Origin of the sequence: Sphingobacterium sp. Lzh-3 (genome assembly GCF_046764375.1) — a bacterium.
GTDB lineage: Bacteria > Bacteroidota > Bacteroidia > Sphingobacteriales > Sphingobacteriaceae > Sphingobacterium.
Genome location: NZ_CP177226.1, coordinates 3886000 through 3898538, shown reverse-complemented (window position 1 = coordinate 3898538; position 12539 = coordinate 3886000). Strand labels below are relative to the sequence as shown.

General features: G+C 39.7%; 11 protein-coding genes. 6 read left to right on the top strand and 5 right to left on the bottom strand.

From position 1 onward, the window contains the following. Position 1: 1 nt before the first annotated feature. Positions 2–703 (bottom strand): ATP-dependent Clp endopeptidase proteolytic subunit ClpP, encoded by a 702-nt coding sequence (gene clpP, locus ACLCDV_RS16490; RefSeq protein WP_046674530.1) that lies wholly within the window; start codon positions 701–703, stop codon positions 2–4. A gap of 169 nt (positions 704–872) precedes the next feature. Beyond that, positions 873–1334: a type I restriction enzyme HsdR N-terminal domain-containing protein gene (locus ACLCDV_RS16485; protein ID WP_317665708.1), complete on the bottom strand. Its 462-nt coding sequence runs from the start codon at positions 1332–1334 to the stop codon at positions 873–875. A 409-nt stretch (positions 1335–1743) separates the two neighbouring features. On the opposite strand from ACLCDV_RS16485, the gene holA reads away from it, so the two are divergent. From holA to ACLCDV_RS16455, 6 genes are all read left to right on the top strand, one after another. Beyond that, entirely contained in the window at positions 1744–2751 is a 1008-nt protein-coding gene (gene holA / locus ACLCDV_RS16480) for a DNA polymerase III subunit delta (RefSeq protein WP_411971687.1), read from the top strand. A gap of 170 nt (positions 2752–2921) precedes the next feature. Further along, positions 2922–3539 (top strand): TetR/AcrR family transcriptional regulator, encoded by a 618-nt coding sequence (locus ACLCDV_RS16475; RefSeq protein ID WP_317665712.1) that lies wholly within the window; start codon positions 2922–2924, stop codon positions 3537–3539. Further along, positions 3529–4839: a TolC family protein gene (locus ACLCDV_RS16470; protein ID WP_317665714.1), complete on the top strand. Its 1311-nt coding sequence runs from the start codon at positions 3529–3531 to the stop codon at positions 4837–4839. The genes ACLCDV_RS16475 and ACLCDV_RS16470 overlap by 11 nt, the downstream gene beginning before the upstream one ends. A gap of 14 nt (positions 4840–4853) precedes the next feature. Beyond that, on the top strand, positions 4854–5957 hold the full coding sequence (locus tag ACLCDV_RS16465) for an HlyD family secretion protein (protein ID WP_317665716.1): 1104 nt from the start codon (positions 4854–4856) through the stop codon (positions 5955–5957). Between the two features lie 2 nt (positions 5958–5959). Continuing rightward, on the top strand, positions 5960–7543 hold the full coding sequence (locus ACLCDV_RS16460; protein ID WP_317665718.1) for an MDR family MFS transporter: 1584 nt from the start codon (positions 5960–5962) through the stop codon (positions 7541–7543). A 339-nt stretch (positions 7544–7882) separates the two neighbouring features. Next, complete coding sequence (locus tag ACLCDV_RS16455) at positions 7883–9112, top strand: sterol desaturase family protein (RefSeq protein ID WP_201667849.1); 1230 nt, start codon at positions 7883–7885, stop codon at positions 9110–9112. A 70-nt stretch (positions 9113–9182) separates the two neighbouring features. On the opposite strand, the gene ACLCDV_RS16450 is transcribed toward ACLCDV_RS16455, so the two are convergent. The 3 genes from ACLCDV_RS16450 to ACLCDV_RS16440 are packed head-to-tail and all read right to left on the bottom strand — an operon-like array spanning position 9183 to position 12488. Further along, the gene (locus tag ACLCDV_RS16450; RefSeq protein WP_411971686.1) at positions 9183–10274 is read right to left on the bottom strand and encodes a glycosyltransferase family 4 protein; all 1092 of its coding nucleotides are present in this window, start codon (positions 10272–10274) and stop codon (positions 9183–9185) included. A 49-nt stretch (positions 10275–10323) separates the two neighbouring features. Then, positions 10324–11325 (bottom strand): lysylphosphatidylglycerol synthase transmembrane domain-containing protein, encoded by a 1002-nt coding sequence (locus tag ACLCDV_RS16445; protein ID WP_317665723.1) that lies wholly within the window; start codon positions 11323–11325, stop codon positions 10324–10326. Continuing rightward, positions 11313–12488 carry a glycosyltransferase family 4 protein gene (locus ACLCDV_RS16440; RefSeq protein WP_411971685.1) on the bottom strand — a complete coding sequence of 392 codons (1176 nt, stop codon included), beginning with the start codon at positions 12486–12488 and terminating at the stop codon, positions 11313–11315. The genes ACLCDV_RS16445 and ACLCDV_RS16440 overlap by 13 nt, the downstream gene beginning before the upstream one ends. Positions 12489–12539 lie beyond the last annotated feature (51 nt).

Here is a 12539-nt window from a genome sequence, read left to right as displayed (position 1 = left end):
GTTATTTAATAATCTCCTTCTTAGGAAGTAAAATCTCGTCAATCATACCGAATTCTTTGGCTTCATTGGCTCTCATCCAGTAATCGCGATCTGAAGATTTTTCTACCCATTCGTAAGTTTGTCCAGAATGATCTGAAATAATGGTGTATAATTCTTCTTTCAATTTCATCATCTCACGTAAGTTGATTTCCATGTCGGCAGCAACTCCTTGTGCACCACCGGAAGGTTGGTGAATCATGACGCGTGAGTGACGTAAGGCTGCACGTTTGCCTTTTGCACCAGCAACTAAAAGAACAGCTCCCATAGACGCAGCAATACCTGTACAGATCGTCGCTACATCTGGCGTGATATATTGCATGGTATCATAAATTCCTAGTCCAGCGTATACGCTTCCCCCTGGTGAATTGATGTAGATCTGGATATCACGTTGTGCATCGGTAGATTGTAGGAACAAGAGCTGTGCCTGAATAATGTTGGCTACCTGATCATCAATACCGCTGCCTAAAAATATGATACGGTCCATCATCAAACGCGAAAACACATCCATCTGAGCAACGTTCAATTGACGCTCTTCAACGATGTAAGGTGTAAGGTTTGTCGGAATGCTTGTCTCTGTACGAGCAATGAAGCTATCAACATGTTGGCTTCCAATACGGTGATGCTTTACTGCATATTTTCTGAATTCGTTTTTATCTATATTCATCTTTTTATTTTTTCTATTCTGTAGGACTAATATAAAACTATATTTTAAAAATCAAATAAATTGAAAAGATGTTTTACATCTACTTTACATTTTTTCGGTGATCCCCTTTCAGGACCTGGGGGATACCGTATCTCCGGATTAATTCTTTATCTATTTCATGCATAGCTCCTTAGTCAATTTCGTTGTAGTTGGGGAGGTCTTCCAAAAATTCGTAAGACGCGTTTATAAAATCAATTTTACAATAGTAATGATTCATGCCATTGCTCACTAACAGGTATGGTATACGGTGAACCGTATTATAATTTGCAATTTGCTCAAATACTTGTTGTGTGATTTTTATATGTGGCGCTTTAAACTCGGCTAACACGACCTTATGCCCGCTACTGTTGTAAATCAATAAATCACTTCGTTTCTGAAGGTTATTTAATTTCAATCCGCCTTCAATATGCATCAGTGTTTTGGGGTAATTTTTCATGAGCGACAAATAGTTGATCCAATGCTGTCTAACCCATTCCTCCGGTGTTAATACCAAGTCCTTTTTTCTGAGCTCATCAAAGATGTAAATCGCATTGTTCTTTTTGGATATTTTAGCTTTAAACGGCGGTAAGTTCAGTGGAGTCGGTGAAAACATACACAAATATACTAAAATTTTAGCAAAAGAAATAAATTCGTGAAGTCTGAAATATGTGTTTTTTTGACTAGTCTGATTTTTTAGGTTAGGGAAACCCGAGGTCTGTATTTATGATGCGATTACTTAACGAGATGGTGAAAGCTATGTTGCTGAATGTTCATGGCATTAAATCAATAGTTTAATGTAATCGCGGTGCAGGAGTCAATTATTAAAGCGTAATTTTCGGAGTTTACTCGGTTGAATTGCCATTAAAATCGTAATTTTGCTTCGCATAAAATGCCCATGCTCGAGTTCGATAGACGTTTTGATGTGCGGTGACATGGGATGATTTTAGCGCTAGCAGATCGCTTGGATGCCGGAAACAAATGGGGGGCAACTGATCTACAGCGGGCGAATAAATAGACTATATATGAACATAAATCCGATCTTATCCGATATTAAGAACAGGTCTTTTAAACCAGTGTATTTATTGCAAGGGGAGGAGAGTTATTTCATTGATACCATTGCCGACGCTTTGGAAGCAACAGTATTGAATGATGCGCAGAAGGGCTTTGATCAATCGATTTTCTATGGAAAAGATATTGATATGTCTACCGTTGTCAATGCAGCAAAACGGTATCCCATGTTGAGTGATTATCAGTTGATTATTATCAAGGAAGCGCAGGAGCTGAAATGGAAATCGGATACGGAAGAACTGTTGACCAAATACCTGGAGCATCTTACACCGACAACCATTCTTGTGTTTTGTTTTAAACATGGGAAATTTGACAAACGCAAAAAGATCTATAAGGTATTTGAAAAAAAAGGACTAGTTGTTGATGCGGCCAAACTATACGACGATAAGGTGGGCCCTTGGATCGGAGCGTATGTGAAAGATGCCGGCTGGCGCATTCATCCGCAAGCGACGATGATGATTGCGGACTATCTCGGTAATGATCTGTCCAAAGTGTCTAATGAACTTGACAAGCTGATGCTTAATGTTCAAAAGAGTCAAGAGATCAGCATGGAAGATGTGGAACGAAATATTGGCATCTCCAAAGATTACAATGTTTTTGAATTAAATACAGCATTGGCTAAACGTAATGCCCTAAAAGCTTATCAGATTGTTGATTATTTTGTGGCCAACCCCAAAAATAATCCGCTGGTAATGGTCATTGGACAAATTGCTACCTACTTCACGAAGATTCTCAAATACCATTATCTGATTGACAAATCGGTCGCAGTAAAAGAATTGGGGGTACATCCTTTCTTTCTGAAAGAATACGAGCTTGCTGCAAGAAATTACAACAGACGGAAAACTTTCGATGTGCTCAATGTGTTGAAAGAAACAGATTTGAAATCCAAGGGAGTCAATGTCCCGAGCAATTTCAGCAGTGAGGAAATTCTAAAAGAAATGGTCTACAAGATCCTCAACTGATTCCATCCCGCATAGCAAACACCAGAAATGGTGTTTTTTTTTACACAAATTTAATAATTAAACACTTGTTTAAATTAAACGTTTGTTTAACTTTGTCGCGCATTTAGCGAGAATGTATTTTATAATCGCTACGAATCTGCGATTGTATCTATAAAAGATAGAGGTTTAAAATGGAATTTAACGAGAAACAGATTGATATCCTGCTTGCAGCTGAGCGTCTTTTTGCAACAAAAGGGTTTGATGGAACTTCCGTTCGTGATATCGCCAATGAGGCGAATGTAAATGTCGCGATGATCAATTATTATTTTGGTTCTAAAGACAAGCTACTGGATACTTTCTTTGAATGGCGTGTTCCTGATTTTATGATCAATGTGGATGAGCTGGCGCTTATTGATAATGCATTGGACAAAATTGACGCCATGGTCGATAGGTCGTTTAAGTCCATGAACTCCCATCGTAAGCTATATCATATCATTACCATTGAAAGTTCGTTAAAACAGCGCATGCTGATCTCGGAGGCTTTTCGCAAACTCAAGCTGCACAATCTTGAAGTGATATCGTCTGTTATCAATGCGGGGGTAGAACAAGGGGTATTCAAAGCAGGATATGATCCCATCTTGATCCACTCCATGATGATGGGCGTATTTATGAATTTTCAGATGAACCATTGTTTTTTACAGGATCAGTTGCATATCGATAACGATGAGGACTATGCAAATTATATTGAAACAACTTTAACAGAATTTATACAGAAAACAATTAAAGCTTTATTGACATATGAAAAATAAGTTGGCCAATTTGAGTGCTTTATTGCTTTTAAGTCCTATGGGTCTGTTGGCGCAAGACAACAAACACATGACTTTGGAAGAGATAATTCACTTGGCCGCAAATCAAAGCGTGGAAGCAAAGTCTACCGATACGAAGATATTGGGGAGACAGCTCGAAGTTGAAACGGCCAAATCGAAACAGCTTCCTGATGCAAAATTGAGTGGACAATACATGGCTATGACTACTCCAAATGTGAATTTAAAGTTGGCTTTAGGTGAGGGGGGCTCTGCTCCGGATATTGCTGCAAACCAATTGTGGTTAGGACAGGCTTCGGTGAGCATGCCAATTTATACAGGTGGACGTATTAAAGGCGGTATTGATATTGCAAAAGATGCATTGAAAGCTGAGGAATACAACGCTGTAGCAAGTAAAGAACAACTGGCTATACGTGCAGTGAATCTTTATCTAAGTCTTTATAAGGCTCAGCAAACCAACTTGTTGATTGCTGAAAATATCAAGCAGTCGGAGCAGCGTGTTTCGGATTTTAAAGCGATGTTGGACAATGGTTTGATCGCGCGTAACGACCTGTTAAAAGCAGAACTGCAGCTTTCAAATTATCAGGTTTCGCTTCAGGAGGCGCAGAAAAATATCAAGGTGCTGAACTATCAATTGGCTAATTTTTTGAAAATTGATGAAAATACACAGCTGGATCAGATCAATCTTGCTGAGGTGAACGGTGTTGATTTGGGTTTAAAAGCATCTTATGACGCTGCGAAAACCTCGCGTTCTGATGTGAAATCTTTGGAGTCTCAACGTTTGCTTGCAGAAGACCAGTTGAAGGTAACAAAAGCATCCACATTGCCACAGGTTTCTGCAACGGCAGGTTACAATGCTTTTGGTTTGCAAAAAGTGGTTACTGTAACAAATGCGGCCATGGTGGGTGTAGGTGTATCCTACGACATCGGTTCACTTTATAAAAACAAAAGAGAAGTGAATGTTGCGAAAAATCGTATAAAAGAAATTGATGAGCACATTGAATTATTAAATGATAAGGTGAAAGTTCAGGTTCAACAGGCCAATGAAAACTATATGCTGGCACAAAAGCAGGATGTGGTGTACCACCAAGCGGTGGATCAGGCGGTTGAAAATTATCGGATTACAAAAGATAAGTACGATAATGGTATAGCAGATACAGACGACTTATTAACCGCCGATGTACAGCAGTTACAGAGCAAGATCAATCTGGCAATTAGCAAAGCAAACACCATTGAAAAATATTACGACCTTCTATTGGCAAATGGGTCTTTAAACATTAAATAGCAATTAATCTAGACATGGAAAATACAGTAGAAAACGCACCGGAAAAAAAAGGTACAAATAAAAAATTTACAATTATTTTGGCGGCATTGGTCATCTTCGGAGGAGCTTATGGCGGGTATAAATATATGCACGGCCAAGCGCATGAGACCACCGATGATGCACAGGTAGAGAAAAATATGAGCCCGATCATTCCACGTGTTGGCGGGTTTATCTCGAAAGTGTATGTAAAAGATAATGATTTGGTGAAAAAGGGCGATACGTTGTTCACCATTGAGAGCCAGGATTATCAGGTTCGTGTGGATGAAGCGTTGGCCGCCTTGGCAGCAGCTCAAAGCAGCTTTGATGTTTCAAAGGCAGATGTATCTGCATCTTCAGCAAATGTGGCTATCTCTGATGCAACGATCCAATCGAATTTGGGAAGCATTGATGCCGCACGTATCCGTGCGAAACAAGCAAACAATGATTATATCCGTTACCAAAACTTATACAACAACCAATCGATCACCAAACAACAGTATGAGCAGGCATTAACGGCTAAATTGGAAGCTGATAAGCAGGTTGAAATCTTACAACAACAACGCAACGCCAGTGCTTCACAACGTAATGCAATCGTGAGTAAGACTACAGTAGCTGCAAAGCAAACTTCTGTTGCTGAGGCAAATATAAAGAGAGCGAATGCGCAACTTGAAGCGGCTAAATTGAACCTTTCTTATACTGCAGTACTTGCTTCTGTGGATGGCCAGGTATCGAATATCAAGGTACAACCAGGGCAGATGGTCAATCCAGGTCAATCTTTGTTCTACATTGTAGATAATATTGAAACTTGGGTCGTTGCCAACTTTAAAGAGACGCAATTGGAAAAAATGAAACCTGGACAAAAAGTCGGTATTAAAGTGGATGCTTATCCTAATATTGAGTTTGAAGGAGAGGTAAACTCCTTCTCGCCAGCCACTGGTTCACGTTTCTCTTTATTGCCTCCAGATAATGCAACGGGTAACTTTGTAAAGACGGTTCAGCGTTTACCCGTAAAGATCAAATTGACAAAAGACAATAAAGCAGAAAATGTGGCTTTGCTCAGACCGGGCATGAATGCTGACGTAGATGTGCATGTTCAATAACTATGGAAAATTTAAATCAACAAGATAGTCTGGTTGAATATGGTTTTCGACGTGTTGTAATCACGATTACAGCGGTACTTTGTGCGCTGTTGGAAATCGTGGATACAACCATCGTCAACGTGGCTCTGAACGATATGAAAGGTTCACTGGGCGCAACATTGACGGATGTCGCATGGGTTATCACAGCTTACGCAATTGCCAATGTAATTGTGATTCCGATGACAAGCTGGTTGTCCCAACAGTTTGGGCGTAGAAATTACTTTGCGGCTTCTATTATCATATTCACAGTATCTTCATTTTTATGCGGTAATGCGACCAACATTTGGGAGCTTGTTGCATTTCGTTTTATACAAGGGATGGGCGGTGGAGCCTTGTTAGTAACAGCACAAACCATCATCACAGAGAGTTATCCGAAGGAAAAACGTAGTATGGCTCAGGCTATTTATGGTATGGGAGTAATTATTGGTCCAACGCTTGGTCCACCTTTAGGTGGGTATATTATCGATAATTTCTCCTGGCCATATATATTCTATATCAATGTGCCGTTAGGGATTATTGCGACCTTGTTGACCTTATCTTTTGTGCGCAGTCCTAAATATAGCCAAAAGCAATCTGCAAAGGAAGTGGATTGGTTTGGTATGATCTTTTTGATCATGTTTATTGGTTCCCTTCAGTTTGTATTGGAACATGGACAACAGGATGACTGGTTTGACGACCCCTTGATTTTAGGCTTATCAATCTTGTCTGTTTTCGGGTTATTGTTCTTTATCTGGCGGGAACTGGTGTATGACAAACCCATTGTTAACTTGCGTGTATTGAAGGATAAAAATTTGCAGGTGGGTGTAGTGATGAGCTTTATCCTCGGTTTTGGCTTGTTCGGCTCGACCTTTATTATTCCAATCTATACCCAGTCAATTTTGGGATGGACAGCGACCGATGCGGGTTTGCTCTTATTACCAAGTTCGATTATGACCGGTATCATGATGCCTTTTATAGGAAAGATGATCCAAAATGGTGTTCCTCAAAAATATATGGTTGCCGTGGGGCTTAGTATCTTTTTTGGCTTCTGTTTTTGGATGTATAGTCTCATGACCAATGATACGGGATCTGAGCATATGTTTTGGCCACTGATTCTACGTGGCGTTGGCTTAGGATTGTTATTCGTGCCTGTGATGACACTCTCGCTATCGACATTACATGGTAAGTCAATTGGTGAAGGTGCAGCTTTTACAGGGATGATGCGCCAGTTGGGTGGTTCATTTGGAATTGCCTTGATCACGACATTTATTGCCCGTGATAGCCAAAAACATCGTGTTGACCTGGTTGCCAATTTAGATCCAAGCAAGTTTGATGTGCAACAACGGGTGCAACAATTGCAAATGAGTTTTCAGTCGAAAGGCTTTTCGCCTAATGAGGCGCTGGCCAAAGCGCATCAAATATTAGACATGAGTGTAATGAAGCAAGCGACCGTTTTATCTTATATGGATGTGTTTTTGTATCTCGGGGTAGTGTTTTTGCTGTGTGTGCCCTTTGTATTGATGATCAAACAAGGGAAAACGCAGATCGATATGTCCAGTGTACATTAGTATTGGGTTCGTCTGCTGCGCTGTTATCATAGTGCACCATCCGTGAAGAACAATTTATCGTTCAATCAGAAGTCCTCAAAAAGTGTTTAACTTTTTGAGGACTTTTTTTGTGCAGGTTCTTTTTTGGTAGAAAAGCACTTTGGGTTGACGTTTCTTCTTGTTTGGACATGATGTAGCATTGATTTTTGGCAATTGAAAAACCATAAATTGAAAAACCTGATTTAAAATTGATTGTTTAATAATAAAGAGTTTGGAAGAATTGATCTTTTGGCATCAGAAAAGACGGTTCTTGTTGAATTGCGATTAAGGTAGATTTTTTGTCTTCAAAATAGCGACTGCATGTATACGGAAAAACTTAATTTTTTGGCGTTTATCATTCCCTTATTTTTAATCTTGATGGTGTTGGAATATTGGTATAGCCTCAAAAAACAGAAACGTTTTTATTCTTTTGATGAATCGATCTCAAATCTCAATGTTGGTATCGTCGAGCGTATGTGTGATATGTTTTCTGTTAGTTTATTTTACTTTTTTTTCGTTTGGGTGTATCAAAACTTTGCGATATTTCACATTGAAGCGAATGTTTGGACCTGGGTTATACTTTTTCTATTTACAGATTTTCTCTGGTATTGGTATCATCGCTATAGCCATGAAATAAACTTGTTGTGGGCAGCTCATGTTGTACATCACCAAAGTGAAGATTATAACTTTACCGTAGCAGCCCGGATTACCATATTTCAAGCCGTTTTCCGTTCGTTATTTTGGGCTTTTATTCCCCTTTTGGGATTCCCGCCCTTTATGATGACCGCTATTTTGTTGATTCATGGCGTATATCCATTTTTCTCCCATACGCAGACCGTCGGAAATTTGGGTATTTTGGAGCGTATATTTGTAACGCCATCTCACCATCGGGTGCATCATAGCAGCAATGAACTCTATTTGGATAAGAATTATGGGGATATCCTGATTATTTGGGATAAGCTGTTTGGAACATTTATCTCGGAACAAAAGGATGAACCCTGTGTCTATGGTCTTACCAAACCTATTCATCGCTACACTTTTCTTTGGCAGCATTTTCATTATTTATTTGAAATAGGCTTGTCATTTAAGCGGGCGGAAGGATTTAAAAACAAAATGCGGACGATATTTGGTCGGCCCGACGACATACAGCCTGAAATTCGGGAAGAACTGGAAGAACGCATTTTTGCAGGAGCTCGGCCGCAAGTTCACGCACAGGTGTTAAGCCGCTATATTTTTTTTCAGTCCATGTTGACGGTAACGCTTCTTTTTTTCTTTTTGCTTTATGGGAATTATCAGCAACTCATACAACTCCTTATTGGCGGAGGATTTATTCTCTGTAGCGTCATTTGTATTGGGGGGCTCCTGGAACATGAAGACTGGGTTTTTCCACTTGAGATGCTTCGGCTGTTCTTATTGCTACTGTATATCGGTCTAACTTTTTATTCACCATTGGGGCTTGTTTTGGTAGGATGTTTCGCTTTGATTCAATTGATTTTTTATAAAACGTTAGCAGGTCACTATAAAAAAGTTTTGCGTCTTGAAAGATGTTGAAAATTGCTTTCTGGAGAGCCATTTCCTCTAAATGGTAGATGCAGTCAAATCTATGAAGTGTTACTGTCAATTATTGGTCTGCTGCTGTAACTAAGTCCGCAAATGATTGACAATAGGATCTGGCCATAATATCCCAGCTATATTGTTTTAGGGTATTTTGTTTAAATTGTAGGCTCAGGCTTTTATAATGGACTGGATTTGCTAAAATGGCTTGAAGTTGTTCGATCCATGCATTTTGGTTTTTGCTTGCCAGGAGCAGGCCATTGCAATGATGTGTCACGGCGCTTGTAATTCCTTCTAATTCGGCGGCCACAACAATGGTGCCTGCTATAGAAGCCTCCAAACAGACGAGCCCAAAGCCTTCCATATCTCCGGGCACTTCAATATTGGGCATCAAGAAGGCCTGTGCGTTGGTCAAGAGGCTTTGCAGTTGTTCGAATGGGACTTTTCCAAGATGTTCAATTTTTTCGGGGTACGCTTTCAGTAATTTTCTGATCTCGCCCTGATCGGTCGGAAATCCGAGGAATAAGGTGATTAAATGATTTATCTTTTTGGGCATAAGCCGCAATAGGCGTTCTTTCCATGTAGGTTTGTGATCGAATGGACCTACCATCAGTAATTTGAAATCACCCTGGATAGCGGGAATGACATGTTTCATCAACCACGAGAAGCCCTTCCGTTTAACAGGGCGTCCCAAAGTGATAAAATAGGGCTTGCTTTCGCAGACTGGTTCATTGTTTTCAGTGGAGTGGTGTATCGGATCTACACCGTTGGGTATAACAATAATTTTGGATGGATCGATACCACGTAAATGGGCGGCGTCGGCGGTAGCTTGGCTAACCGCAATAAGCTGATCAAATGTGTTAAACCGCGGTATGATCTTACGCTGAAAATAGCGAAAGGGAAATACAATATCCAGTCCGTGAAGCGTGGCAACTCGTTTTAAATGGGAATATCCTTTGTGAAAAGAGGCTAAAGAGGCAATTAATCCATCATTAAAGTGAATAAGCTTGATGCCGGGGTTATCGTTAATTTTGGCTAGAATTCGGCGATTCAGCTGGAAGAAGAAAGCTAAAAGAGGTTCCCGGTTGTCATAGACTAAGGTGTGTACCTTCAAGTAAAGAGCCGCAGTATTGATCAGTTCAAAGCTTTGTTTTTCCATACCGCCAACACTTGGGGGATATTTGTGGCTGACAAATAGTATTTCTATTTCAGATGGGTACATGTACTGGTTTCTTTTTGATGCATAGATAACATATAAAACCCAACGCTACCCAGGTGAGCTGTCGGCCGCGACGTAGTAATGAAGCACTGAGCCAGATACTACCTCCAGTAATACCGATCATATGGAGTAGGAGCTTATTGGCGATTTCTTCAATGCCCAGTTGCCCTGGAATAAAAGCACCGATGCTTTTCAGCACAATGACACTCATATCTACTATTAGACCATGTATTGGTTGTACTGCAACATCCAAAAATTTTAGAATATAATAGAATTCAAGGCTGCCAATAATCCAATGTAGTGCAAAAAGTAAGTAAGAATACCAAAAAACCTTATTTTGATGCCGATAAAAGTCTTTAACGTTCCAAAGTAGTGACTGAAAATGCGCTTTTGCTTTTCCAAAAAGTGTTGCTGTTGAAGCCTTGGTTTGCGAGGGACTTTTTGCAACCATTAACCAATAAAGTATCAGGATCATCAAAAGGAACAAAAATAGACAGATCATATATATTACTGGGCCTGCGTAGCGTATAATTTCATTTTTTAAAGGAGAAAATACCAACCAAAGCATAGCAATCAAAAAGAGTGTCAATTGAGACAGTACGGCGGTAATACGGGATATTGCAACTGAATTCAATCCTTCTTTTAAGGGAATGTCATAACGGGTTATCAATTGTGCCTTTAATAAATCACCACCTATAATGCTTGTAGGGTTAAATAGTCCAACGGTTTCCCCGATTTGACGGATGGCAAAGAGTTCGATCAAATTGACCTTCTTTTTTGCGGAGCCCAAGCATATCCACCAAGCGAATGTGCCAACAAAATAGGCCGCGAAAGTCGTAAACAAAATAATTATAAAGCGATAACCAACTGAGGAGAGCTCTTTTTTCAAGGCATTTAAGTCGCTTTTCGCTAAAAAGACAGTGATGGACGCCAGAATCAAAAATAGAAAAATACCTTTGATGAGCTGGCTTGGGTTTGTTAGTTTGCCCATGCCAAATCGACTTCCTGTGTTTTGTCAACCAATAGTTCAATGTCATTAAAATAGCATCCAGATAGTCTATTCCAATCCAGTTGTCCGACATAGGATAGACCTTCAGTGATGAGATTCTTTTTTAAGCTCGCGTCAGAGAGAATTTTTTTGAGGTAGTAAACATATCCAGCTGCATTTTCAGGTTGACACTTAAATCCATTTTTCCCGTGCTGAATCAAGGAAGCCGAACCCCCACCATCGGCGATAACACAAGGAAGTCCGGATGCCAATGCTTCGACAACGACATTTCCGTACGTTTCTGAGACCGACGGAAAAACAAAGGCATCTGCCGAAGCATATAGAATTGCAAGCTCATCATGGCTTTTCTTTCCTAAGAAAATGGCATTAGGCATCTCTTGCATTGCAATTATTTTGGCTGTTCCTTCACCGACAACAATGAAATTATAGTCAAGATTCTGAGCTTGTATCTGTTGATAGATTTCAATAAGCGTTTTAATGTTTTTTTCCCAGACGATACGACTGACAAAGAGGATTGTTGGTTTGTTATTCTTTGTGATAGTCTGCAGCTGAGATAGATTCTTTTTATTGGGATTAAACAAGGCTGTGTCTATTCCTCTTTGCCACAGTTTTAATCCTTCTTGTTGTAAGCCGATCTGCTGTAATTCGTTTAGAATAGATTTGGTGGGTACATAGACAATATCACATTTGTTATAAAAGTTATTCATTGCTTTTTTCATCCATTGTTCAGTTGGCTTGACCAAGGGGAGTATGTTTTTGAAATAATAGGCAATGTATGAAATGAAGTGTGTATGATAGATCGTAAGGACAGGAATACCTTTTCGTTTGGCATAATGTAATGCAAAAAAACCTAAAAGGGAAGGCGTAGCAATATGAATCATGTCGGGAGCAAATTTATCTAAGGCGAGCTCAAGTTTTTTTTTAATAAGCTGTGGAATAGCGAGACAATAATCGTCGTTGACCGGTATTTTGAATGTGGGTACCTTGTAAGAATGAAAGTTGCGAAATTGCGTAGGGCCGCCACCATAAATAAAAAAATAGTTGAATTTCTGCTGATCTATACGGTTTATTAGCTGAAACATTGTCCGTGATGCACCGTCGAAATCCTCGACGAGTATCTCTGTAAAGAAGGCTACCTTTCTCATATTATTCTTATTAGGGATTGTATAAAAATAGCTGAAAGCTGTAACTCCTAT

Excerpts from the sequence above, each read along its gene's own strand:
- ACLCDV_RS16460 (WP_317665718.1), top strand. The coding sequence starts at position 5,960 with ATGGAAAATTTAAATCAACAAGATAGTCTGGTTGAATATGGTTTTCGA.
- ACLCDV_RS16445 (WP_317665723.1), bottom strand. The coding sequence starts at position 11,325 with ATGGGCAAACTAACAAACCCAAGCCAGCTCATCAAAGGTATTTTTCTA.
- ACLCDV_RS16465 (WP_317665716.1), top strand. The coding sequence starts at position 4,854 with ATGGAAAATACAGTAGAAAACGCACCGGAAAAAAAAGGTACAAATAAA.
- ACLCDV_RS16440 (WP_411971685.1), bottom strand. The coding sequence starts at position 12,488 with ATGAGAAAGGTAGCCTTCTTTACAGAGATACTCGTCGAGGATTTCGAC.
- ACLCDV_RS16475 (WP_317665712.1), top strand. The coding sequence starts at position 2,922 with ATGGAATTTAACGAGAAACAGATTGATATCCTGCTTGCAGCTGAGCGT.
- ACLCDV_RS16485 (WP_317665708.1), bottom strand. The coding sequence starts at position 1,334 with ATGTTTTCACCGACTCCACTGAACTTACCGCCGTTTAAAGCTAAAATA.
- ACLCDV_RS16455 (WP_201667849.1), top strand. The coding sequence starts at position 7,883 with ATGTATACGGAAAAACTTAATTTTTTGGCGTTTATCATTCCCTTATTT.
- clpP (WP_046674530.1), bottom strand. The coding sequence starts at position 703 with ATGAATATAGATAAAAACGAATTCAGAAAATATGCAGTAAAGCATCAC.
- holA (WP_411971687.1), top strand. The coding sequence starts at position 1,744 with ATGAACATAAATCCGATCTTATCCGATATTAAGAACAGGTCTTTTAAA.
- ACLCDV_RS16470 (WP_317665714.1), top strand. The coding sequence starts at position 3,529 with ATGAAAAATAAGTTGGCCAATTTGAGTGCTTTATTGCTTTTAAGTCCT.
- ACLCDV_RS16450 (WP_411971686.1), bottom strand. The coding sequence starts at position 10,274 with ATGGAAAAACAAAGCTTTGAACTGATCAATACTGCGGCTCTTTACTTG.